Origin of the sequence: Amycolatopsis sp. MJM2582, assembly GCF_000754115.1 — a bacterium.
GTDB classification, from domain to species: Bacteria; Actinomycetota; Actinomycetes; order Mycobacteriales; family Pseudonocardiaceae; genus Amycolatopsis; species Amycolatopsis japonica.
The window spans coordinates 88094-109600 of record NZ_JPLW01000004.1; the positions used below are offsets into that span (position 1 = coordinate 88094).

Genomic DNA, 21507 nt, shown 5'->3' on the forward strand with positions numbered 1-21507 from the left:
ACCCGGTTCGACAACGCTGGAGACAGACTGTACGGGCGGGACCGGGAGTCCGTACACGTTGACGATGGCGTCGGTGTGGCGCGCGCACCCAGACTCGACCGGGAGCAGGTATCAGGACCAGGAAGGCGGAACCCGTGACCGACCGCATCAACCACTGGATCGACGGCAAACCGAGCGAAGGCGTGAGCGAACGATCGGGTGACGTGTTCGATCCGGCCACCGGCCAGGTGCGGGCGAAGGTCGCCTTCGCGGCGCAGGACGACGTCGACGCCGCCGTCGCGGCCGCGTCCCGGGCGCTGCCGGGCTGGCGCGGGACGTCGCTGGCGGGGCGGACCCGGGTGCTGTTCGCCTTCCGTGAGCTGCTTTCGGCGCGGCGTCACGAACTGGCGAAGATCGTCACCAGCGAACACGGCAAGGTCGAATCCGACGCCGCGGGCGAAGTCGCGCGCGCGATCGAGAACGTCGAGTACGCCTGTGGCGCGGCGCAGCTGCTCAAGGGCGGGTTCAGCGAGAACGCCTCGACCGGTGTCGACGTGTACTCGATCTCGCAGCCGCTGGGCGTGGTCGGCGTGATCTCGCCGTTCAACTTCCCGGCGATGGTCCCGCTGTGGTTCGTGCCGAACGCGCTCGCCTGCGGCAACACCGTCGTGCTCAAGCCGAGCGAGAAGGACCCGTCCGCGGCCGTGTTCATCGCGGAACTGTTCGCCGAGGCGGGCCTGCCCGACGGCGTCCTCAATGTCCTGCACGGCGACAAGGTGGCCGTAGACGGGCTGCTGGAACACCGCGACGTCAAGGCGATCTCGTTCGTCGGGTCGACGCCGATCGCGAAGTACGTCTACGAAACCGGGACCAGGCACGGGAAACGCGTGCAGGCGCTCGGCGGCGCGAAGAACCACATGGTCGTCCTCCCGGACGCGGACCTCGACCTCGCCGCCGACGCGGCCGTCTCGGCGGGCTTCGGCTCGGCGGGGGAGCGGTGCATGGCGGTGTCGGTCGTGGTCGCGGTCGACCCGGTCGGCGACGAACTGGTCGCGAAGATCGCCGAGCGGATCAAGCGGCTGCGCGTCGGTGACGGGATGCGGCCCACCTCGGAGATGGGGCCGCTCGTCACCGCCGCCCACCACGAACGCGTCGAGTCCTATGTGGAGGCCGGGGTCGAAGCGGGCGCCCGGCTCGTCGTCGACGGCCGCGGTATCGAGGTGGACGGCGAGGACGGCGGCTTCTGGCTCGGCCCGACGCTGTTCGACCAGGTCACCCCGGACATGTCCGTGTACACGGACGAGATCTTCGGGCCGGTGCTGGCGGTCGCGCGGGCCGAGGGCTACGACGCGGCCCTGGAGCTGATCAACGCCAACCCCTACGGCAACGGCACCGCGATCTTCACCAACGACGGGCGGGCCGCGCGGCGGTTCCAGAACGAGGTCGAGGTCGGGATGGTCGGCGTGAACGTGCCGATCCCGGTGCCGGTCGGCTACTACTCGTTCGGCGGGTGGAAGGACTCGCTGTTCGGGGACAGCCACGCCTACGGTCCGGAAGGGTTCCACTTCTTCACGCGGACGAAGGTCGTCACCTCGCGGTGGCCCGATCCTTCGCAGGGCGGGGTGAACCTCGGGTTCCCGCGCAACAGCTGACGACAGCGCCTCGCTCGTGGCGAGGACGGTTGGGAGTCGTGAGTGGTAAAGAGCGTTAGAGCGACCATTGCCACTCACGACCCCCGGGCAATACTGCGCAAAGTACCCAAACCGGACGCGTTGATCACAACATTTGTCCTTTTTGGACAGTCTGCGGGCACGGTGCTGGGGCTCGGTGACGAGCCCCAGCACCGCCGACTCCATCACGCGACCTTTGACGTACTCCCTCAATAACCTTCGGTGTCTTGGTAGGTGCGTCGCGAAAGCCGCTTTCGGGACATCAGGCGTCTTGGAAGTGGCTTCCGCAACCCCAGCGGCGATGGCCCTGACGTCCTAGTCACTCACGAGGTCTGGTCAGAACCGGCCGCAGTTGCCGTTGCCCGCTTGACCGTTGAACGCGCCCTTCAGCCACTCGGCGGCGTCGCCCGACGCGGTCGTCATGCCCAGCGCGTGGGAGAAGAACGGCGTGAACGTCGGCAGGTCCCTCCACTGGACGTTGGCGCCCTTGCCGCACCAGTCCTTCGCCATCTGCTTGCCGACGGCCGCCGGGATGACGTCGTCCATCGGGCTGTGTTCGACCAGCACCGGCATCGCGGGCTTGACGGTGCCGATCCGGTTCTCCGCCACGATCGCGTCGAACGGCGGCTGGGACAGGTAGGCGGACACCGGTTTGCCCTCCTTTGTCAGCGAGCTGGTCTGCTTGTACATGAACTGGAAGACCGCGTTCAGCGTGCAGGTCTGCCGGGCCTTCAGGAACAGATCGGCCCCGGCCGGGTTGGCCAGGTCCATCAACCTGGCCTCGGGATAGGCCTGGTTGATGCCGATCAGCGCGTAACCGAGGAACCCGGCGTACATCCCGCCGTCGAGCGACTTGGACAGCGCGGCCTTGTCCGCGGGCGCCGCGCCGGAGTAGACGCCCTTGACCTTCAGTTCGGGCGCGTAGGTGGCGGCCAGTTCGGCGGCGGCCGCGGCGGCACTGCCGCCCTCGGAGTAGCCGGCGATACCGACCGGGCCGTCGGCGGGAAGACCCGTTCCGGGCAGGCGCTGCGCGGCGCGGATGACGTCGAGCACGGTGTGCGCCTCGGACAGCCGGACGACGTACGGGTGGTCGCCGCTGCCTTCCACCCACGGTCCGATGTAGTCGGTCTGCGCCACGGCGAATCCGGCGCCCAGCAACGCGTTGACGAAACCGCCTTGGAAACCGGAGACCAGATCCGAGGAGCCCTCACCCGCGAGGGTCTTCGAGGGAGCGCAGTCCGGGCCCATGCCGAAGGTGAACGGCGCATAGGCCACGATCGGCCGTTCGCCGGGACCGTTCCACGGATTGTTCGGCACCAGGACGGTACCGCTCACGGCCACCTGCTTGTCCTTGTTGTCCCGGGAAAGATATTGGATCCGGGTCGATTTCGCCCCGTTGTAGGTCGAGGGCTGCGATTTGAGCACGTCACCGTTCTCGCCGGCGGGAAGCGGTGAAGAGGAAACGTATACCGAATCGGAGTCCGCGCTCGCGGCCGGCGCGCCCACCGCGACCAAAGTCACGGTCATGGCGGCGATCAGGACATGACGGAAGGAAGAAGTCATAGTGCGCTCCACACTGAGTCGGAACTTCCGCAAGTGAGCTAGATGGAAGACCTTCCGGTGCCGGTCGGTCAATGGCCGGTCGTCGAATTGTCATTCCCGTCAGGGTGGCGAAACTGATTTCACTCATGCCTTTCCGTGCGGCGGACGGGTCATTTCCGGAATTCGCCGATAACGGTTATCGTCGCGGTCATGTCAGAACCGAAGCGGTCGGCGATGCGGGTGGCCGATTCCGATCGTGAGAACGTCGCGCGACTGCTGTACGAAGCCATGGGCGCGGGGCGGATAACCGCCGGTGAACTGGAAACGAGACTGGACGCGGTCTACGCGGCCAAGACCTTCGCGGAATTCGAACCCGTCGTCGCGGATCTGTCGCCCGGCGGGGCGCTCGCCCTGTCCCACACCGGCGATGAGGAGCAAGGCGGGCGACGCTCGTTCGCCGTCATGTCCGGCACCACGCGACGATTCGACGGACCGCTTCCGTCGCGCCATGTCAGCCGCGCGTTCTGGGGCAGCGTGCGCCTCGATCTGCGGCGGGCCCGGATCGCCGCCGGTTCCTGCACGATCAGGGCGGTGGCGGTGATGGGCGGCGTCAAGATCGTCGTGCCCGAGGACTTCGCCCTCGACGTCCGGGGACTCGGCCTGATGGGCGGGTTCGGCACCGGCCGCGGGACCGGGCGGCGGCGTCCGGAGCCGGGCGCGCCGGTGCTGCGTGTCACGGGTTTCGCCTGGTGGGGTTCGGTGAAGGTGATCCGGAGGCCGTTGGAGCCGCGGCGGCGCTCCTTCCGGGGGCGCGGCTGAGGGGCCCAAAGAAGTCCGGTGGCTCGCCGGGCACTCCGCCTTCCGTAAACTCGTTGTGAGGACGAGCGAGGGAGGTGCAGGTGGCCAACGCGGAAGAGCGCCGCTTCGAAGTGCTGCGCGCGATCGTCGCCGATTACGTGTCCAACCAGGAGCCCGTCGGATCCAAGGCGATCGTCGACCGGCACAACCTCGGTGTGTCCAGCGCCACCGTGCGTAACGACATGGCGGCGCTGGAAGAAGAGGGCTACATCACACAGCCCCACACCAGTGCGGGCCGGATCCCCACGGACAAGGGGTACCGGCTGTTCGTCGACCGGATCGCGGAGGTCAAACCGCTCAGCTCGGCCGAGCGCCGGGCCATCACCGCGTTCCTCGACAGCGGAACCGACGTCGACGACGTCCTGCGCCGCTCCGTCCGGCTGCTCGCGCAGCTGACCAGGCAGGTCGCGGTCATCCAGTACCCGATGATGACCAACTCCGCCGTCCGGCACCTGGAAGTGGTGCCGCTCACCCCGGCCCGGCTGATGCTCGTGCTGATCACCGATTCCGGCCGCGTCGACCAGCGCACCGTCGACCTCGGGGACGTCATCACCGAGGAGAACGTCGGCAGGCTGCGCACGGTGCTCAACGGGGCACTGGCCGGCCGCCGTCTCTCCGAGGCCGCGGCGGCGGTCGCCGAACTGCCCGAGAAGTCGCCGGGCGAACTGCGCGACAGCCTCACCCGCGTCTGTACCGTGCTGGTGGAATCGCTGGTCGAGCACCCCGAGGAGCGGCTGGTGCTCGGTGGCACGGCGAACCTCACCCGTAACGTCGCGGACTTCCCCGGATCGCTGCGGCAGGTGCTGGAGGCGCTCGAGGAGCAGGTCATCGTCCTCAAGCTGCTCGCGGCCGCCCGCAACCCCGGTGCGATCAGCGTGCGCATCGGTGAGGAAAATGAGGACGAGCAGATGCGCAGCACCTCGGTGGTCTCCATCGGCTACGGCATGGACGACATGCTGCTGGGCGGGATGGGCGTCGTCGGGCCGACCAGGATGGACTACCCGAACACCATCGCCGCGGTGCGCGCGGTGGCGAACTACGTGGGGCAGATCCTCTCCGGTCGCTGAACGCGGCGGTGAGGTCGAAGTCAGAAGGAGAAGGCGAAGACGGTGGCGAGGGACTATTACGGCATTCTCGGGGTGGCGAAGAACGCGACGGATCAGGAGATCAAGCGCGCGTACCGCAAACTGGCCCGTGAACTGCACCCCGACGTCAACCCGTCGGAGGACGCCCAGCACCGTTTCGGCGAGGTGACCACCGCGTACGAGGTGCTGTCGGATCCGCAGAAGCGCAAGGTCGTCGACCTCGGCGGCGACCCGATGGACGGCGGCGCCCGCGGTGGCGGCGGAGACCCGTTCTCGGGCTTCGGCGGCCTCGGCGACATCATGGACGCCTTCTTCGGCGCCGCCGGTGGTGGCGGCGGCCGCGGTCGTGGGCCGCGCAGCCGCGTGCAGCCCGGCTCAGACGCGCTCATCCGCCTCGGCCTGACCCTCGAGGAGTGCGCCACCGGCGTCGACCGCGAGATCACCGTCGACACCGCCATCGTCTGCGACCTGTGCCGCGGCGCCGGCGCGGCCGAAGGCACCGGCACCAAGACCTGCGACACCTGCGGTGGCGCGGGCGAGGTCCAGTCCGTGCAGCGGTCGTTCCTCGGCCAGGTCGTCACCGCCCGCCCCTGCCCGGTGTGCCGAGGCTTCGGCGAGGTCATCCCGGACCCCTGCCGCCAGTGCGGCGGCGACGGCCGGGTCCGCGCCCGCCGCAACGTCACCGCCAAGATCCCGCCGGGCGTCGGCGACGGTATGCGCATCCGCCTCTCCGGCCAGGGCGAGGTCGGCCCCGGCGGCGGCCCAGCAGGCGACCTCTACGTCGAGATCGACGAGGCGCCGCACGAGGTGTTCGTCCGGCAGGGCAACGATCTGCACTGCAACTTCCGCATCCCGATGACCACCGCCGCCCTCGGCGCCACGGTGCCCATCGAGACCCTCGTCGACGGCGACTACGAACTCGACATCGAGCCGGGCACCCAGCCCGCCACGGAACTCGTGCTCACCGCCAAGGGCATGCCCCGGCTGCGGTCCTCCGGCCGCGTCGACGGCCGCGGCGACCTGCACGTCCACATCGACGTCGTCGTGCCGACCAAACTCGACGACGCCCAGCGCGACCTCCTCGTCGAACTCGCCCAGCAGCGCGGCGAAGACGTGCCTTCGCTGTCGTCGAACGGCTCCAAGCCCGGCGGGCTGTTCTCCAAGCTGCGCACCAAGAACCACCGGTAACCCGTGCCCGAGACGACACTGCCGGTCTTCCTCACCGCCGCGCTGCCCGGCTCCGGGCGCACCACCCTCGACGGCGAGGAAGCCCGGCACGCCGCCACCGTCCGCCGCCTGCGCGTCGGCGAGCGTCTCGTGCTCTCCGACGGCGAAGGCGGCATGGCGCGCTGCGTCGTCGAAGCCGTCCAGGCGGGCAGGGACGCGGCGCTCACCCTCGCCATCGAGGAACACTGGATCGAGGACCCGCCCGCGCTGCGCGTCATCGTCGCCCAGGCCCTCGCGAAAGGCGACCGCGGCGAACTCGCCGTCGAACTCGCCACCGAAGCCGGCGCCGACGCCATCGTCCCCTGGCGCGCCGCCCGCAGCGTCGCCCGCTGGGAAGAAGGCACCCGCGGCGACAAAGCCCTCACCCGCTGGCGCACCACCGCGCGCGCCGCCGCCAAGCAAGCCCGCCGCGCCCACGTCCCCGAAGTCGCCGAACCCGCCACCACCCGCGAACTCGCCGAACTCGCGCAGACCGTTTCCCGCGCACTCGTCCTCGAATCCGGCATCACCACCCGCCTCACCGAGATCGAACTCCCGGCACAAGGCGACATCCTTCTCGTCGTCGGCCCCGAGGGCGGCATCACCGACGAAGAACTGAACACCCTCACCGACGCCGGCGCCACCGCCATCCGGTTGGGCCCCACCGTTTTGCGCACCTCCACCGCCGCCGCCGTGGCACTCGGCGCGCTGGGGGTTCTCACCGACCGCTGGAAGTGAAAAAACACCCCACTAATTTGCGGCGAGTTATGGCGCGATCACGCAAACAGCCGTTACTCTCGTTAACTGACGCGCAACACACGGTTTCGGCGCGCCACTGGGGATGAAGCCCGGTCGCGCGCGTGAATCCCCGCCGGGCACCTCCCCCCTCGGTCCGGCGGAGCCGCGGCGGCGGTGGGCCGACCCCCAGGGCCCACCGCGCCGCGGCATCTTCATTTCGAGCCCCTTCGCAAGTACTTCGCTCCTTGCCTCGCTTCGAAATTCGCGCCGTGGCGCGATTCCGCGTGTTGCCCCGTGGGGCCCACGGTGAGGTCGACGGCCGGGGTGGTTGTGAGCGGCGTTTCGGGTTGGGGCGAAGGGTGCCTCACGGACTTGGGAACACAGGCGGCGTGAGTGAAGGCGTGACTCGCGTGATCAGGGACGTGACTCGCGTGCTTGGAGGCCGCACTCAGGGTGTTCCGCCGCGAATCACGCGAGTTCCGGCTTCGATCACGTGAGTGCGGCTGATCGGTACTCCGACCGAACGGTCGCCGGCGGCCTGTCTGCTTCAAGTACTGGGGAAGGGGGCCTTCACGCGCAGCCGTCGTGGCTGCTGGTGCGTCTGGAGCGAAAGTGGTGATCACGAGGTCCGTGAAGGCCTCCTTCACTACCTTCAGGGTAGGCAAGGAGGCCTTCACGGACCGGGCTTGCGTTCAGCCCCAGCCAGAACGACCACCCCGACCGAGACGCCTGGACGCGAAGGGGACTTTCCTCGCATGCGACGCGGCGAAAGCGCCCTTCGCCCCGTCCGCGTGGGGCTCCCGTGGGCGATAGGGTGGGGGGATGAGTGACGCGGAGACGTTGTTCGAGCGGATCATCGCGGGGGAGATCCCGTCCGACAAGGTGTACGAGGACGCGACGACGTATGCGTTCCGGGACATAGCACCGCAGGCTCGCGTGCATGTGCTCGTGGTGCCGAAGAAGCGGTACCGGAACGTCGCCGAGCTGGCCGCCGCCGATCCGCAGCTGCTCGCGGACGTCGCGTCGACGGCTCGCAAGGTCGCGGAGATCGAGGGGATCGCGGAGTCCGGGTACCGGGTGGTCTTCAACACCGACGGTGACGCCGGACAGACCGTCTTCCACGTGCACGCGCACGTGCTCGGCGGCGAGCAGCTGGGGCATTTCGGGCGCTGAAGCGCGCGGCCTGCGGAAACCGGACTGCGTGCCGCCACCCGCAACCAGTAACATCGAACTCGTCACTGTCGTTGAAAATCGCAGCGTAAGCGCAGGAAGTAGGCCCGAGGCCACGTGGCCGGAACCGTACCGGGTGAAGCCGCCCGACCCGACGTTCCCGCGGACGTCACCCCGACGAAGGCTGACGAAGCCGCCATCACCGAAGCGGCCCAGTCCCGATTCCCCATCCCCGACGCCGCCGCGCTCAGCCTGCTCGGCTCGAGGGACGAAAACCTCCGCGTCGCCGAGGAGCTCCTCGCCGCCGACGTCCACGTCCGGGGCAACGAGGTCACCCTGACCGGCGCTCCCGCCGACGTCGCCTTCGCCGAACGCGTCTTCGCCGAACTCGTGACGCTCGCCGGCCGCGGCCAGCAGGTCGACCCGGCCACCGTCCGCCGCACCGTCGGCATGCTCTCCACCGGTGACCACGAGTCACCGGCCGAAGTGCTGAGCATGAACATCATCTCCCGGCGCGGCAAGACGATCCGGCCCAAGACGCTCAACCAGAAGCGCTACGTCGACGCCATCGACAAGCACACGATCGTCTTCGGCATCGGCCCCGCCGGTACCGGCAAGACGTACCTCGCCATGGCCAAGGCCGTCCAGGCGCTGCAGGCGAAGCAGGTCACCCGCATCGTGCTGACCCGCCCGGCGGTCGAAGCCGGTGAGCGCCTCGGCTACCTGCCGGGCACGCTCAACGAGAAGATCGACCCGTACCTGCGCCCGCTGTACGACGCGCTGCACGACATGGTCGAGCCCGAGTCGATCCCGCGGCTGATGCAGGCGGGCACCATCGAGATCGCGCCGCTGGCGTACATGCGCGGCCGCACCCTCAACGACGCCTTCATCATCCTCGACGAAGCGCAGAACACCACGCCGGAACAGATGAAGATGTTCCTCACCCGGCTTGGGTTCGGCGCCAAGATCGTCGTCACCGGCGACGTCACGCAGGTCGACCTCCCCAACGGCCAGAAGAGCGGCCTCCGGGTGGTCCGCGACATCCTCGAAGGTGTCGAGGATCTGCACTTCGCCCAGCTCACCAGCCAGGACGTGGTGCGGCACAAGCTCGTCGGCGACATCGTCGACGCGTACGAGAAGTGGCAGGCGCTGCAGGACAGCAAGGACCAGGGCAGCGGTTGGAAGGGTCAGCGCCGTTCATGAGCATCGAAATCGCCAATGAATCGGGCGTGAACGTCGACGAGACCTCGATCGTGTCGGCCGCCCGTTTCGCGCTCGACAAGATGGAGGTCAGCCCGCTCGCCGAGCTGTCCATCCTGCTCGTCACCCTCGAGGTGATGGAGGATCTGCACGAGCGGTGGATGGACCTGCCCGGTCCCACCGACGTGATGGCCTTCCCGATGGACGAGCTCGACTCGTCGCGCCGTCCCGACGCGCCCGACGCCTCGCCCGCCCTGCTCGGCGACATCGTGCTGTGCCCGGCGTTCGCGAAGGACCAGGCCAAGACGGCCGGGCACGCGCTGATGGACGAGCTGCACCTGCTCACCACCCACGGGGTGCTGCACCTGCTCGGCTACGACCACGCCGAACCCGCCGAGGAACGCGAGATGTTCGGTCTGCAGAAGCGGATCCTCGGCGAGTTCCAGGCCGCGGTGGCCGCGCACAACAAGCGCGACGCGCAGCGCTCCGCGGACGACAGGCTCCTCGGCACCGCCGGCCTCGACGCCGCGCCCGCCGAAGAGCCCCCCGCCTAGGCGGTCCGCGGACATGGGTAGTCCCACGGCCCTGCTGGTCATCGCCATCGCGCTGATCCTGCTCGCCGGGGTGTTCGCGGCCGCCGACGCCGCCGTCAGCACGGTCTCCAAGGCCCGCGCCGACGGTCTCGTCCGGCTCGGCCGCCCCGGCGCGCGTCAGCTGTCGCTGGTCATCGCCGAACGCCGCCGCCACATCAACCTGATCCTGCTGCTGCGGATGACCTGCGAGCTGACCGCGACCGTGCTGGTCACCGTCGACATCCTCGGCTGGATCCGGCCGCTGTGGCTCGCCATCGTGGTCGCAGCGGGGGTGATGGTCGTGGTGAGCTACGTGCTCATCGGTGTCGGCCCGCGCACCCTCGGCCGCCAGCACCCGTACCGGATCGGGCTCGTCGTCGCGGGACCCGTCCGCGTCCTCGGATCGATCCTCGGCCCGCTCAGCAGGCTGCTGATCGTCCTCGGTAACGCCATCACCCCCGGCCGCGGCTTCCGTGAAGGCCCGTTCACCTCCGAAGTCGAACTGCGTGAGCTGGTCGACCTCGCCCAGGAACGGGGCGTCGTCGAGGAATCCGAACGCGAGATGATCCACTCGGTGTTCGAACTCGGCGACACCGTCGCGCGCGAGGTCATGGTGCCGCGCACGGAGATCGTCTGGATCGAGCACGACAAGACCGTGCGCCAGGCGCTCGCGCTGGCCCTGCGCACCGGGTTCACCCGGCTGCCGGTGATCGGCGACTCCGTCGACGACGTGGTGGGCGTGGTCAACATCAAGGACCTCATGCCCGCGTACATGGCCGAAGGCGGCTCGCAGCGGCGGGTCGAGGAGCTGATGAACCCGGCGAGTTTCGTGCCGGACTCCAAACGGCTCGACGATCTGCTCAAGGAGATGCAGGTCTCGCACAACCACATGGCGATCGCCGTCGACGAGTACGGCGGCACCGCCGGCCTGCTCACCATCGAGGACATCCTCGAGGAGATCGTCGGCGAGATCACCGACGAATCCGACGCCGACGAACGCCCCGAGGTCGAAGAACTCGAAAACGGCGCGGTCCGCGTCTCGTCCCGGCTCTCGATCGACGACCTGGGTGAACTGTTCGGGATCGACCTCGAAGACCACGACGTGGAGACCGTGGGCGGGCTGCTCGCCGAGCGACTGGGTAGGGTCCCGCTGCCGGGGGCCGAAGCCGAGGTCGCCGGCCTTCGGCTGTTCGCCGAAGGCGGTAAGGACCGGCGCGGGCGGATGCGGATCACCACGGTGGTCGTCCACCCCGCCGACGCGGACGCGGTGACCGACGCAGCCCAGGGCAGGCGCCGGACCCGGGTCCCGCAGCCCGATGAAAGTGACAGGAGTGTCGAACATGCCTGAGCTGGACGCCGAGGACGAGAAGCTGGTGACCCTGGCCAGGTCCGCGCGAGCCCGCACCCAGGCCGCCGAAGGCGCCGCGCTCCGCGACACCGACGGCCGCACGTACGCGGCGAGTACGGTCGACCAGCCGTCGTTCAAGCTCACCGCGCTGCAGGCCGCCGTCGCCGCCGCCGTTTCGAGCGGAGCCGAAGGAATCGAGGCCGCCGTCGTGGTCAGCGCCGAAGGGCTGCTCCAGGAGGCTTCCGTGCACGCGGTGCGCGACATCGCCGCCGAGGCCCCGATCTACCTGGCCGACCCCAGTGGCAAGGTGCTGAACTGATGGCCGAGCCGCATCGTTCCGGTTTCGCCTGCTTCGTCGGGCGCCCCAACGCGGGCAAGTCGACGCTGACCAACGCGCTCGTCGGCAGCAAGGTCGCGATCACCTCCAGCAAACCGCAGACCACCCGGCACGCCATCCGCGGCATCGTCCACCGCGACGACGCGCAGCTGGTGATCATCGACACACCGGGCCTGCACCGGCCGAGGACCCTGCTCGGCGAGCGGCTGAACGACATCGTCCACTCGACATGGTCCGAAGTGGACGTTGTCGGGCTTTGCGTGCCCGCCAACGAAAAAGTCGGCCCCGGCGACCGGTTCATCGCCGCCGAACTGAAGAAGATCGCCAAGCGCACTCCCGTGATCGGCGTCGTCACCAAGACGGATCTCGTGAAACCCGAGCAGGTCGCCGAGCAGTTGCTCGCCCTGCAGGAGGTCATGGAGTTCGCCGAGCTGATCCCGGTGTCCGCTGTGGACGGTTTCCAGGTCGGTGCGCTGTCGGATCTGTTGGTGCGCCACCTTCCCGAGGGCCCGCAGCTGTATCCGGGCGGCGAACTCACCGACGAGCCGGAACAGACCCTGGTCGCCGAGCTGATCCGCGAGGCGGCACTGGAGGGCGTCCGGGACGAACTCCCGCACTCGATCGCCGTCACCGTCGAGGAGATGCTGCCTCACGAGGGCAGGGACGACATGATCGACGTGCACGCGTTCCTTTATGTGGAACGACCGAGCCAGAAGGGCATCATCCTCGGGCACAAGGGTGAGCGGCTCAAGGACGTCGGCGCCCGCGCCCGGCAGCAGATCGAGGGGCTCCTCGGTTCGAAGGTCTACCTCGATCTGCACATCAAGGTCGCCAAAGAGTGGCAGCGCGACCCCCGTCAGTTGCGACGGCTGGGCTTCTGACTGAACGGAATGTCTCGATTCGGTCGCGGAGACCGGTTGATGGTGTGGAACCGGACGGGTGACCTTAGAGTCTCAACCCTTGACTCCGGTGATCGCTGATCGGGCGGCGCGCCCGGGTCGCAGTTCCACATCTCATTCGTGAAGGGAAAGCGGTAAATGACCGACAACCAGGGCCTGCCCAACTACTCCGGCGACCCTCAGGGCGGTGGAGGCTTCAACAACCCCGGCCCGCCGCCCAACAACAACCTGGTGTGGGCGATCCTCACCACGATCCTGTGCTGCCTGCCCTTCGGTATCGTCGCCATCGTCAAGGCGAACCAGGTGAACACCCTCTGGGCGCAGGGCCAGCCCGCCGCCGCGCAGGAAGCGGCCGACGCGGCCAAGAAGTGGTCGATCATCGCGGCGATCGTCGGTGGCGTGCTCATCGTTCTGTACGTTGTCCTCGTCGTCTTCCTCGGCGTGTTCGCGGCCTCGGTGGACGTGAACAACTACCGCTGATCCCGGCGCTCGAGGGGGAGACCTCATGACCGACCAGTACCCGAACTACCCGCCTCCTGGCGGGCCACCGCCGCAGCAGCCGTATTACGGCGGCATGCCGAACTACGGACCCCCGCCGGACAACAACCTGGTGTGGGCCATCCTCTGCACGGTGTTGTGCTGCTTGCCGCTGGGTATCGTCGCGATCGTGAAGTCGAGCCAGGTGCAGACGTTGTGGTCGCAGGGCTTCCACGCCGAAGCCCAGAAGGCCGCCGACGACGCGAAGAAGTGGTCCATGTGGGGAGCGATCGCCACCGGCGGTCTTTTCCTGCTGTACATCATCTTCATCGTGGTGATGATCATCATCGGCGCGTCGGCGGGAAGCTTCACGCCGTGACGTCGTCCGTCTACACGGGATTCCCGGCGCGCGGGTTCAAAGCCAAGGCCCGCGCGCTGGGGCCGCCCCTGGCCATCGCCGCCGGGGCGGGCCTCGGCTGTGTCGCCCTCTGGCTGGGCGATCCCACCACCCCGGGCGGGCCGCTTCCGGTCTGTCCCACCAAGACCCTGCTGGGCATCGCGTGTCCGGGCTGCGGCGGCATGCGCATGGTCTACAGCGCGCTGCACGGGGACATCCCCGCCGCGCTGCACTACAACGCGGTGTCCTTTGTGGTCGTTCTGCTGCTCATCTGGAGCACGGTCGCCTGGGCGGTCGGCAGGCTCCGCGGCCGTGCGGTGGACAGCTGGCTGCACTGGCGCTGGACGCCGCTCGCGTTCGGTGTCGTGTTCGTCGTCTGGTTCGTCATCCGTAACCTGCCCTTCGCCCCGTTCACCTCGCTTTACGTGTGAGTGCCGGGCCGAGGCCCGGATCGTCGGTGGTACCGAGTACGCTCCCGCGCACCGGTCTGCTCGGTGTGTACCCATGCCGTACATTCAGCCCGGGTCGCCGCAGAGGCCCCGTGCGCCAGGGGCGAGGAACCAGCGAGGGGATTTCGATGACCACTCCCTACGGCCAGCAGCCGCCGGGACAGCAGCCGCCGCCCGGATCCGGGGATGGGCAGCCGCAGTCACCGCAGCCGCAGTCGCCGTTCGGGCAGCAGCCGTCGGGAGAACAGCCCTCGCCGTTCGGGCAGCAGCCGCAGTCGCCTTTCGGCCAGCAGCCGTCGTCTCCGTTCGGCCAGCAGCAGCCGCAGTCTCCCTTCGGGCAGCAGGGGCAGGCTTCGCCGTTCGGCCAGGCCTCCCAGTTCGGGCCGCGGACCGACTACGCCCACTGGGGAGTGCGTGCGGGCGCGACGCTCATCGACTTCGGCCCGATCGTCGTGCTGCCGATCATCGGCGCGATCATCTCGGCGGTGGGGCCTGACACGATCGGCCTGTTCGTCGCCGGTCTCGGTTATCTCGCTGGGTTCGCTTGGACCGTCTACAACCGGTGGATCAAGATGGGCACCACCGGTCAGTCGCTCGGCAAGAAGATCCTGAAGATCAAGCTCGTCCGCGAGAGTGACGGCCAGCCGATCGGCCCGCTGATGGCCTTCGTCCGGGACCTGTGCCACAACCTGGACGGCTGGGTCTGCGGTCTCGGTTACCTCTGGCCGCTGTGGGACGAGAAGAACCAGACCTTCGCCGACAAGATCCTCAGCACCATCGTCGTGCCGGGCGAAGCGTCGGCGGCCGCGGCGGCGCCGTTCGGCCAGACGTCGGGATTTCCGGCGCCTCCGTCGTCTTCGCCGTTCCCCGCGCCGCCCGCGCCGTTCGGCCAGCCGCAACAACAGCCGCAGCAGCAGTCCCCGTTCGGCCAGCAGCCCCAGCCGCCGCAGCCGTTCGGGCAGCAGCCGTCCCAGCCCTTCGGGCAGCCGCCGCACGGAACCGCGGCGCCGTCACCGGAGTCCCAGCCTGAGCCGGCTCTGGGCGAGGCCGAGCCGACGCAGGTCCTCCGCCCGGGGCAGCAGCCTCAGCAGGCACCGTCAGGGTTCGACGAAGCCGAGCCGACGCAGAAGATCACCCCGGAGCAGCTGAGGCAGCAGTTGCCCGGAGCGGATGGGCCGAACGGGCCCGGAACACCGCAACAGTAAGGAAAAACCGGCGGGATCCACCCGTCGGCAAATGCGACAAAAGTGGGGAACCCCGATGACGAACCCGTACGGCCAGCAGCCCGGCCAGCAGCCCTATGGCCAGCAGCCTCAGCCCGGATACGGACCCCCGTCCGGCGCCACGCCCGCGCCGTACGGCCAGCCTTCCGGCCCGAACCCGATGCCGTACGGCCAGCCGGCGCCGTACGGCCAGCCCGCGCCGTACGGTCAGCCCGCGCCCTATGGCGCGCCGGGCGGTATGCCCGGTGGTGGTGACATCAACTCGATCCCGGACTACAAGGGCTGGGCGATCGGCTGCATCTTCCTCTGCTGGATCATCGCGATCTTCGCGATCATGAAGTCCAACGAGGTCAACACGTACAAGATGCAGGGCAACTACGCCGCCGCCATGGACGCGTCGAAGTCGACGAAGACCATGTGCATGATCGCCTCGATCATCGGCGGTGTCGGCTGCCTGTTCTCCATTCTCTGGATCGTCCTGGTCGCCGCGAGCATCTAGCCCGACCCGTAGCCGAAAGAACGACGAGGACCACTTTCATGACCAACCCCTACGGCCAGCAGCAGCCTTACGGACAGCAGCCTGGCTATGGGCCGCCGTCCGGTGGCATGCCCGCCCCCTACGGCCAGCCTGCTCCGTACGGTCAGCCTTCCCCTTACGGCGCGCCGGGCGGTATGCCCGGGGGCGACATCAACGCCATCAAGGACTACAAGGGCTGGGCGATCGGCTGCATCTTCCTCTGCTGGATCATCGCGATCTTCGCGATCATGAAGTCCAACGAGGTCAACACCTACAAGATGCAGGGCAACTACGCCGCCGCCGCGGACGCGTCGAGGTCCACGAGGACCATGTGCATGATCGCGTCGATCATCGGCGGCCTCGGCTGCGTGTTCGCCATCGTGATGATCATCATCTCGATCGTCGCGACCGCGTCGGTCTCGAGCTGCTACAGCAGCAGCTACTGCTGATTCCGGGGCGCACCACCCCGATGTCGGTCCCAGGTGGGACGATGTCGGGGTGGTGAACCTCTATCGCGACACCGGAGTGGTGTTGCGGACGCACAAGCTGGGTGAGGCCGACCGGATCGTCACCCTGCTCACGCGACGGCACGGCAAGGTCCGTGCGGTCGCGAAGGGCGTGCGTCGGACGTCATCGCGCTTCGGGGCGCGTCTGGAGCCGTTCGGGCACGTCGACGTCCAGTTCTACACCGGCCGCTCGCTCGACGTGATCACCCAGGTCGAGACGGTCGACGCCTTCGCGCTGCCGCTGGTGGCCGACTACCAGCGCTACACCGCCGCGAGCGCCATCGCCGAGACCGCGGACCGGCTGTCCGCCGAAGAAGGCGAGCCGGTGCTCAAGCTCTACATGCTCGTCGTCGGGGCGCTCCGGGCGCTGGCGGGCGGCGAACGGGACAGTTCCCTCATCCTCGACGCCTTCTTCCTGCGGGCCATGGCCTACGCCGGCTGGGCGCCCGCGATCACCGAATGCGCCCGCTGCGGCCTGCCCGGTCCGCACAAGGCGTTCAGCGTGTCCGCCGGGGGTTCGATGTGCCCGGATTGCCGGGTTCCCGGCTGTGTCCACCCCTCCCAAGAGGTGCTGACGCTGCTCGCGGCGCTCCTGCACGGCGAGTGGCCGGTGGCCGAGGCGTCGCTGCCGGTGCCGCGGCGGGACGCGTCCGGCCTGGTCGCGGCGCATCTGCAGTGGCATCTGGAGCGTCAGTTGCGGTCGCTGCCGCTGGTGGAGAGGCGTGCGCGGGAGGCCGGCGCGCAGGCGCAGTAGGGTCGCAGGCACAGGTTCACTCGATCAGGAGGCTCGAAGGTGCTGCGCAGGGGACGCGAGAACAAGGCGTCACAATTCGAACTTCGCGCGCCGGAGCCGCATCCGTCCGGTGCCCGGCCGCCGGAGATCCCCAAGGAACTCCTCCCGAAGCACGTGGCGCTGGTGATGGACGGCAACGGCCGCTGGGCCAACCAGCGGGGACTGCCGCGGATCGAGGGCCACAAACGCGGTGAAGCGGTGATGATCGACGTCGCCAGCGGCGCCGTGGAGCTCGGCGTCAAATGGCTTTCGGTGTACGCGTTCTCCACCGAGAACTGGAAGCGGAGCCCGGAGGAGGTCCGTTTCCTGATGGGCTTCAACCGCGACACCATCCGCCGCCAGGTCGACTACCTCGGTTCGATCGGCGTCCGCATCCGCTGGGCGGGCCGCCGCCCCAAGCTGTGGGCGAGCGTCATCAAGGAACTCCAGGTCGCCGAGGAGAAGACCAAGCACAACACGGCGCTGAACATGACCATGTGCGTCAACTACGGCGGCCGTGCCGAACTGGGCGACGCCATGCGCCGGATCGCGCAGGACGTCGCCGACGGGAAACTGAACCCGGACAAGGTCACCGAGAAGACCATCGGCAAGTACCTCTACCAGCCCGACATGCCGGACGTGGACCTGTTCCTGCGGCCGTCGGGGGAGCAGCGGACGTCGAACTTCCTGCTCTGGCAGTCGGCCTACGCCGAGATGGTCTACCAGGACACGCTCTTCCCCGACTTCGACCGCACCCACCTGTGGCGGGCGTGCCTCGAATTCGCGAAACGGGACCGCCGCTTCGGCGGGGCCGTCGACAAGGCTTCGGAAGGAACCTCATGACCACCGAGGCGGCGGACACGGCGGCCCTGCTCACCTCCGCGCGGGAAGCCCTCGAGCGCTATCTCGAAGTCCACGTCGACGACGACGGCGCGCTGACCTTCTCGCACGCGGACGTCCCGTGCGTCATCCAGGCGACCCGGCTGGCCGAAGGGCTGACCGTGCTGAGCCTGACCTGCGTCGTGGCCTGGGATCTGCCGGACGACCCGGCGATCGCGGCCTCGGCGGCGGAACGCGCCGGACAGGGCCTGTTCGGCACGCTCGGGGTCGTGCGTTCGGAGAAGGGCATCGACATCACGCTGAGGTACGCGTTCCCGGCCGAGGGCATGGACCCCTCGCCGCTCGGGACGCTGCTCATGCTGGTCGTCTCGACCGCGTCGCAGCTGCGTTCGGACCTGCTGGGCACCGCTCCCGGGGAGTGACCGCCAGAACGCAGGGTCACCTGGCATCATCGCGCGCATGGAAACCATTTCCAGAAGCGCCCCGGAGAAGAAGCCGGCCCGGCGGTTCAAGATCACCTCGATCGAGGTGCTCTGCGCGATCCTGCTGATCGCGATCCTCGGGCAGAGCTGGCTCCAGCAGGTGTTCGACGTGCCCGCGCTGCGGACCGGCTCGACGGTGTTCGTCGCCGTCTGCGTGCAGGCGCTGCCGTTCCTGGTGCTCGGGGTGCTGATCAGCGGCGCGATCGCGGCGTTCGTGCCCGCGCGGGTGCTGGAGAAGGTGCTCCCTCGCCGGGCCGGTGCCGCGGTCGGTGTCGCGGGGCTGGCCGGGGTCGCCCTGCCGGGTTGTGAATGCGCGTCGGTGCCGGTCGCGCGGCGGCTGATCGGCCAGGGCGTCGCGCCCGCGGCCGCGCTGACCTTCCTGCTCGCCGCGCCCGCGGTGAACCCGGTGGTGCTGGTCGCCACGGCGGTGGCGTTCCCCGGAAACCCGGAAATGGTGTTCGCCCGGTTCGCCGGTTCGCTCGCCACCGCGATGGTGATGGGCTGGCTGTGGGCGAAGTGGGGCAAGCTCGACTGGATCGCGGAGCGGGCTTTGCGGCGGCTTCCGGAGGTTCAGCACGGTTCGCGGTGGAAGACCTTCGCCGAGACCGCGCGGGCGGATCTGGTCGAGGCGGGCGGTTTCCTCGTGCTCGGCGCGATGATCGCCGCCGCGATGAACGTGCTGGTTCCCGCCAAGTGGTTCGGGGTGCTGGGGGAGCAGATCGTGCTCGGGGTGCTGGTGATGGCCGTGCTCGCCGTCGTGCTGGCCCTGTGCAGTGAGGCCGACGCCTTCGTCGCCGCGTCGCTGACCGCGATGCCGCTGCTGCCGAAACTGGTGTTCCTGGTGGTCGGGCCCGCGATCGACGTGAAGCTGTTCGCCCTGCAGACGGGCACCTTCGGCAAGTCCTTCGCGCTCCGGTTCGCGCCGGTGACGTTCGTGGTCGCGCTCTCGTGCGCCGTCGTGTCGGGTGTGCTGATCCTCGGAGGTGGCGCGTGAAACGCGAGACCCAGAACATCCTGTTGATCCTGCTCGGCGGCGCGTTGCTGAAGATCGCGATCAACGGCGACTACCTGCGCTACGTCAAACCCGCGCAGCAACCGTGGATCATCGCGGGCGGCGCGGTGATGGTGGCGCTGGGCGCGGTCGCGATCGTCCGCGACCTGCTGGCCGCGCGGGCCGCCGCCGTCGTGTCCGGGGACGTCCACGCGCACGACCACAACACCCGGTCGGCGTGGCTGCTGATGGTGCCGGTGCTGGCCGTGTTCCTGGTCGCGCCGCCCGCGCTGGGCGCCGATTCGGTGACCCGCACCGAGGCCAGGGCGCCACAGAGCGCCTCGGCGAGCAACGCGGCCGCCTTCCCGCCCCTGCCCGCCGGGGACGTGGTCCCGCTGGAGGTCAACGAGTTCGTCAGCCGGGCGGGGTGGGATTCCAGTGGCTCGCTGAACGGGCGCACGGTGCGGCTGTCCGGCTTCGTCGTGCACAACGAGGGCAACACGATGCTGGCGCGGATGGTCATCGGCTGCTGCGCGGCCGACGCCTTCCCGATCACCGTGCGGATGGTGGGCGAGGGCGTGTCGGGTTTCGGGAACGACACCTGGCTGGAGGTCACCGGGACGGTCGTGCCGGGGACCGCGGTGCGGGAGAACAGCTACATGCCGGACCTGACGCTCACTTCGGTGCGGCAGGTGCCGGCGCCGAAGGACCCCTACGAGTACTGAGCCCGGACGTCATGGGTTACGACCTGGAGTGGGTGGACCTACCGGAGCCGGCCGCGGCCGCCCGGGATCGTTTCGAGGCCTGCCTTGTCCGCTGTGTGCACGTCCCCCACTGCGCGAGCTCGTATTTCGAACTGGCCGCGCCGTTCCAGTTCCACCTGAACGTCATGGGGATGGCAGCGTGCCGCGAGGGGATGCGGCGCACGGCGATGACCTACGAAGCGGAATATCGTCCGTTTCCCGCCTGGCCTTTTGCCGACACCGAGGACTGGCTGTCCGCGGCGCAGGACCGTCGCGACGAGTATGACAGCGCCGAGCGCGCCGCTTCGGCGCAGACCGTCGCGGGCATGGTGGGGATCCCGGAGTTCAAGCTGATGAGCAACGGGCCGTGGATCGTCGGCGACCAGGAGATCGGACAAGCGCTCGAACGCTACGCAACGGCGCCCGCGGTGCTGCGCTCCGAACTGGAGGCCGACGAACTGTGGCGGGATTGGCTCGCCTGGCTCCGCGAGACTTCCGGCCACGGCGGGTTCATCGTGGGCTGACCCGATGCCATGAACGGTCCGTTCCTTGCAAAATTTGCAAGGAACGGACCGTTCATAGCGCTCGTCAGTGGTTCGAGCAGGTCCCGACGATCTCCACGGTGTGGCTGATGTCGGAGAACCCGTGCTCCGAAGCGATCTTCTCGGCCCACCGCTCCACCGCGGGGCCCTCGACCTCGACCGTGCTGCCGCAGAGGCGGCACACCAGGTGATGGTGGTGGTGCGACGAGCAACGCCGGTAGATGGCCTCGCCGGTGTCGGTGCGCAGGACGTCGATCTCGCCGGCCTCCGACAGCGACTGCAGCGTCCGGTACACCGTGGTGAGCCCGATGCCGTCGCCGCGTTTGCGCAGCTCGTCGTGCAGTTCCTGGGCGGAACGGAAGTCGTCGATCTCCTTGAGCAGCTCGACCACGGCGGCCCGCTGTTTCGTCGACCGGCGTCCCGGCACCGGCGCGGAACTGTTGGCCGTCGTCGGACTCATGCTCACTTCCCCTCCTGAACGTGGGCTACGGCGTCCACCACGATATGCGCAAGGTGATCGTCGACCAGCCGGTACACCACCTCACGGCCGCGTCGCTCACCCTGTACGACACCCGCGGTCTTCAGCACCCGCAGGTGCTGGCTGATCAGCGGCTGCGCGACATCGAGTGTGTCCACCAGTTCGTGCACGCACCTGTCCGCGTTACGCAACTGCAGGACGATGGCGATGCGCACGGGCGCGGCGAGCGCCCGGAGCAGGTCACCGGCGTCCGCGAGGACGGCGGGTGAGGCCGACGTCGCCGGTTCGGCGGGGGGACGGGCCGACGAATGCGGTCCAGGGTCTTCCGCGAGACCCGGGGCGGCAGAGTCCGGGGTCACCGTAGCCATCGCCGCCTCCATGTCCATCATGATTTCCGAAGTCATTGCCAGTAACAGTCCAGCCCATCTTAGTGTTCCCGTCCCCGGTGGTCTGTTCGCCGACCGGGCGACCACTTGGCGGCGATGT

General features: G+C 68.8%; 26 protein-coding genes. 23 read left to right on the plus strand and 3 right to left on the minus strand.

The window, feature by feature from the left end:
- The first annotated feature begins 134 nt into the window (after positions 1-134).
- Positions 135-1631, plus strand: a complete 1497-nt coding sequence (locus ED92_RS25710; RefSeq protein ID WP_037342816.1) for a CoA-acylating methylmalonate-semialdehyde dehydrogenase — start codon at positions 135-137, stop codon at positions 1629-1631.
- 354 nt (positions 1632-1985) lie between these two features.
- On the opposite strand, the gene ED92_RS25715 is transcribed toward ED92_RS25710, so the two are convergent.
- Positions 1986-3212, minus strand: coding sequence for a lipase family protein (locus tag ED92_RS25715; RefSeq protein ID WP_037342818.1), 1227 nt, complete (start codon positions 3210-3212; stop codon positions 1986-1988).
- Positions 3213-3401: 189 nt separating this feature from the next.
- Here ED92_RS25715 and ED92_RS25720 point away from each other — a divergent pair, with 189 nt between their 5' ends.
- From ED92_RS25720 to ED92_RS43160, 22 genes are all read left to right on the plus strand, one after another.
- The gene (locus tag ED92_RS25720; RefSeq protein ID WP_037342820.1) at positions 3402-4010 is read left to right on the plus strand and encodes a DUF1707 domain-containing protein; all 609 of its coding nucleotides are present in this window, start codon (positions 3402-3404) and stop codon (positions 4008-4010) included.
- Positions 4011-4090: 80 nt separating this feature from the next.
- Positions 4091-5116, plus strand: a complete 1026-nt coding sequence (gene hrcA / locus ED92_RS25725) for a heat-inducible transcriptional repressor HrcA (RefSeq protein ID WP_037343439.1) — start codon at positions 4091-4093, stop codon at positions 5114-5116.
- Positions 5117-5158: 42 nt separating this feature from the next.
- The gene (gene dnaJ / locus ED92_RS25730; RefSeq protein WP_037342822.1) at positions 5159-6322 is read left to right on the plus strand and encodes a molecular chaperone DnaJ; all 1164 of its coding nucleotides are present in this window, start codon (positions 5159-5161) and stop codon (positions 6320-6322) included.
- 3 nt (positions 6323-6325) lie between these two features.
- Positions 6326-7078 (plus strand): 16S rRNA (uracil(1498)-N(3))-methyltransferase, encoded by a 753-nt coding sequence (locus ED92_RS25735; RefSeq protein WP_037342824.1) that lies wholly within the window; start codon positions 6326-6328, stop codon positions 7076-7078.
- Positions 7079-7900: 822 nt separating this feature from the next.
- Positions 7901-8251, plus strand: coding sequence for a histidine triad nucleotide-binding protein (locus tag ED92_RS25740; protein ID WP_037342826.1), 351 nt, complete (start codon positions 7901-7903; stop codon positions 8249-8251).
- Positions 8252-8365: 114 nt separating this feature from the next.
- Complete coding sequence (locus ED92_RS25745; protein WP_037342828.1) at positions 8366-9451, plus strand: PhoH family protein; 1086 nt, start codon at positions 8366-8368, stop codon at positions 9449-9451.
- A complete protein-coding gene (gene ybeY / locus ED92_RS25750; RefSeq protein WP_016332461.1) occupies positions 9448-10002 on the plus strand; it encodes an rRNA maturation RNase YbeY in 555 nt (184 codons plus the stop codon). Before ED92_RS25745 ends, ybeY begins: the two co-directional genes overlap by 4 nt.
- A 13-nt stretch (positions 10003-10015) precedes the next feature.
- Complete coding sequence (locus ED92_RS25755) at positions 10016-11368, plus strand: hemolysin family protein (protein ID WP_037342830.1); 1353 nt, start codon at positions 10016-10018, stop codon at positions 11366-11368.
- Positions 11361-11687 (plus strand): hypothetical protein, encoded by a 327-nt coding sequence (locus tag ED92_RS25760; protein WP_037342833.1) that lies wholly within the window; start codon positions 11361-11363, stop codon positions 11685-11687. The genes ED92_RS25755 and ED92_RS25760 overlap by 8 nt, the downstream gene beginning before the upstream one ends.
- The gene (era, locus tag ED92_RS25765; RefSeq protein ID WP_016332464.1) at positions 11687-12586 is read left to right on the plus strand and encodes a GTPase Era; all 900 of its coding nucleotides are present in this window, start codon (positions 11687-11689) and stop codon (positions 12584-12586) included. Before ED92_RS25760 ends, era begins: the two co-directional genes overlap by 1 nt.
- A 156-nt stretch (positions 12587-12742) precedes the next feature.
- The gene (locus ED92_RS25770) at positions 12743-13084 is read left to right on the plus strand and encodes a CD225/dispanin family protein (RefSeq protein WP_016332465.1); all 342 of its coding nucleotides are present in this window, start codon (positions 12743-12745) and stop codon (positions 13082-13084) included.
- 25 nt (positions 13085-13109) lie between these two features.
- Complete coding sequence (locus ED92_RS25775) at positions 13110-13460, plus strand: CD225/dispanin family protein (RefSeq protein WP_016332466.1); 351 nt, start codon at positions 13110-13112, stop codon at positions 13458-13460.
- Entirely contained in the window at positions 13457-13909 is a 453-nt protein-coding gene (locus tag ED92_RS25780; RefSeq protein ID WP_037342836.1) for a DUF2752 domain-containing protein, read from the plus strand. The genes ED92_RS25775 and ED92_RS25780 overlap by 4 nt, the downstream gene beginning before the upstream one ends.
- A gap of 146 nt (positions 13910-14055) precedes the next feature.
- Positions 14056-15132 carry an RDD family protein gene (locus tag ED92_RS25785; protein ID WP_037342837.1) on the plus strand — a complete coding sequence of 359 codons (1077 nt, stop codon included), beginning with the start codon at positions 14056-14058 and terminating at the stop codon, positions 15130-15132.
- Between the two features lie 55 nt (positions 15133-15187).
- Positions 15188-15649, plus strand: a complete 462-nt coding sequence (locus ED92_RS25790) for a CD225/dispanin family protein (RefSeq protein ID WP_037342840.1) — start codon at positions 15188-15190, stop codon at positions 15647-15649.
- Positions 15650-15687: 38 nt separating this feature from the next.
- Positions 15688-16116 (plus strand): CD225/dispanin family protein, encoded by a 429-nt coding sequence (locus ED92_RS25795; RefSeq protein WP_037342843.1) that lies wholly within the window; start codon positions 15688-15690, stop codon positions 16114-16116.
- Positions 16117-16165: 49 nt separating this feature from the next.
- Positions 16166-16927 carry a DNA repair protein RecO gene (recO, locus tag ED92_RS25800; RefSeq protein ID WP_037342846.1) on the plus strand — a complete coding sequence of 254 codons (762 nt, stop codon included), beginning with the start codon at positions 16166-16168 and terminating at the stop codon, positions 16925-16927.
- 39 nt (positions 16928-16966) lie between these two features.
- Positions 16967-17788, plus strand: a complete 822-nt coding sequence (locus tag ED92_RS25805; protein WP_037342848.1) for an isoprenyl transferase — start codon at positions 16967-16969, stop codon at positions 17786-17788.
- Positions 17785-18207, plus strand: coding sequence for a hypothetical protein (locus ED92_RS25810; protein ID WP_005158775.1), 423 nt, complete (start codon positions 17785-17787; stop codon positions 18205-18207). Before ED92_RS25805 ends, ED92_RS25810 begins: the two co-directional genes overlap by 4 nt.
- 37 nt (positions 18208-18244) lie before the next feature.
- Positions 18245-19261, plus strand: a complete 1017-nt coding sequence (locus ED92_RS25815) for a permease (RefSeq protein ID WP_016332474.1) — start codon at positions 18245-18247, stop codon at positions 19259-19261.
- The gene (locus tag ED92_RS25820; protein ID WP_037342851.1) at positions 19258-19983 is read left to right on the plus strand and encodes a TIGR03943 family protein; all 726 of its coding nucleotides are present in this window, start codon (positions 19258-19260) and stop codon (positions 19981-19983) included. The genes ED92_RS25815 and ED92_RS25820 overlap by 4 nt, the downstream gene beginning before the upstream one ends.
- Before the next feature lie 11 nt (positions 19984-19994).
- Positions 19995-20525, plus strand: a complete 531-nt coding sequence (locus ED92_RS43160; RefSeq protein ID WP_200882750.1) for a hypothetical protein — start codon at positions 19995-19997, stop codon at positions 20523-20525.
- Between the two features lie 64 nt (positions 20526-20589).
- On the opposite strand, the gene ED92_RS25830 is transcribed toward ED92_RS43160, so the two are convergent.
- Together ED92_RS25830 and ED92_RS25835 are read right to left on the minus strand one after the other, a co-directional pair.
- Complete coding sequence (locus ED92_RS25830) at positions 20590-21003, minus strand: Fur family transcriptional regulator (protein WP_020629376.1); 414 nt, start codon at positions 21001-21003, stop codon at positions 20590-20592.
- A gap of 2 nt (positions 21004-21005) precedes the next feature.
- The gene (locus ED92_RS25835) at positions 21006-21389 is read right to left on the minus strand and encodes a helix-turn-helix transcriptional regulator (protein ID WP_037343441.1); all 384 of its coding nucleotides are present in this window, start codon (positions 21387-21389) and stop codon (positions 21006-21008) included.
- Between the last annotated feature and the right edge of the window lie 118 nt (positions 21390-21507).

What these genes read in the sequence shown, in the direction of transcription:
- ED92_RS25795 (WP_037342843.1), top strand. Translation starts at nt 15,688, where the DNA reads ATGACCAACCCCTACGGCCAGCAGCAGCCTTACGGACAGCAGCCTGGC.
- era (WP_016332464.1), top strand. Translation starts at nt 11,687, where the DNA reads ATGGCCGAGCCGCATCGTTCCGGTTTCGCCTGCTTCGTCGGGCGCCCC.
- ED92_RS25755 (WP_037342830.1), top strand. Translation starts at nt 10,016, where the DNA reads ATGGGTAGTCCCACGGCCCTGCTGGTCATCGCCATCGCGCTGATCCTG.
- ED92_RS25830 (WP_020629376.1), bottom strand. Translation starts at nt 21,003, where the DNA reads ATGAGTCCGACGACGGCCAACAGTTCCGCGCCGGTGCCGGGACGCCGG.
- ED92_RS25815 (WP_016332474.1), top strand. Translation starts at nt 18,245, where the DNA reads ATGGAAACCATTTCCAGAAGCGCCCCGGAGAAGAAGCCGGCCCGGCGG.
- ED92_RS25775 (WP_016332466.1), top strand. Translation starts at nt 13,110, where the DNA reads ATGACCGACCAGTACCCGAACTACCCGCCTCCTGGCGGGCCACCGCCG.
- ED92_RS25835 (WP_037343441.1), bottom strand. Translation starts at nt 21,389, where the DNA reads ATGGCTACGGTGACCCCGGACTCTGCCGCCCCGGGTCTCGCGGAAGAC.
- ED92_RS25785 (WP_037342837.1), top strand. Translation starts at nt 14,056, where the DNA reads ATGACCACTCCCTACGGCCAGCAGCCGCCGGGACAGCAGCCGCCGCCC.
- ED92_RS43160 (WP_200882750.1), top strand. Translation starts at nt 19,995, where the DNA reads ATGGGTTACGACCTGGAGTGGGTGGACCTACCGGAGCCGGCCGCGGCC.
- ED92_RS25770 (WP_016332465.1), top strand. Translation starts at nt 12,743, where the DNA reads ATGACCGACAACCAGGGCCTGCCCAACTACTCCGGCGACCCTCAGGGC.
- ED92_RS25715 (WP_037342818.1), bottom strand. Translation starts at nt 3,212, where the DNA reads ATGACTTCTTCCTTCCGTCATGTCCTGATCGCCGCCATGACCGTGACT.
- ybeY (WP_016332461.1), top strand. Translation starts at nt 9,448, where the DNA reads ATGAGCATCGAAATCGCCAATGAATCGGGCGTGAACGTCGACGAGACC.
- ED92_RS25810 (WP_005158775.1), top strand. Translation starts at nt 17,785, where the DNA reads ATGACCACCGAGGCGGCGGACACGGCGGCCCTGCTCACCTCCGCGCGG.
- ED92_RS25740 (WP_037342826.1), top strand. Translation starts at nt 7,901, where the DNA reads ATGAGTGACGCGGAGACGTTGTTCGAGCGGATCATCGCGGGGGAGATC.
- ED92_RS25760 (WP_037342833.1), top strand. Translation starts at nt 11,361, where the DNA reads ATGCCTGAGCTGGACGCCGAGGACGAGAAGCTGGTGACCCTGGCCAGG.
- ED92_RS25790 (WP_037342840.1), top strand. Translation starts at nt 15,188, where the DNA reads ATGACGAACCCGTACGGCCAGCAGCCCGGCCAGCAGCCCTATGGCCAG.
- ED92_RS25720 (WP_037342820.1), top strand. Translation starts at nt 3,402, where the DNA reads ATGTCAGAACCGAAGCGGTCGGCGATGCGGGTGGCCGATTCCGATCGT.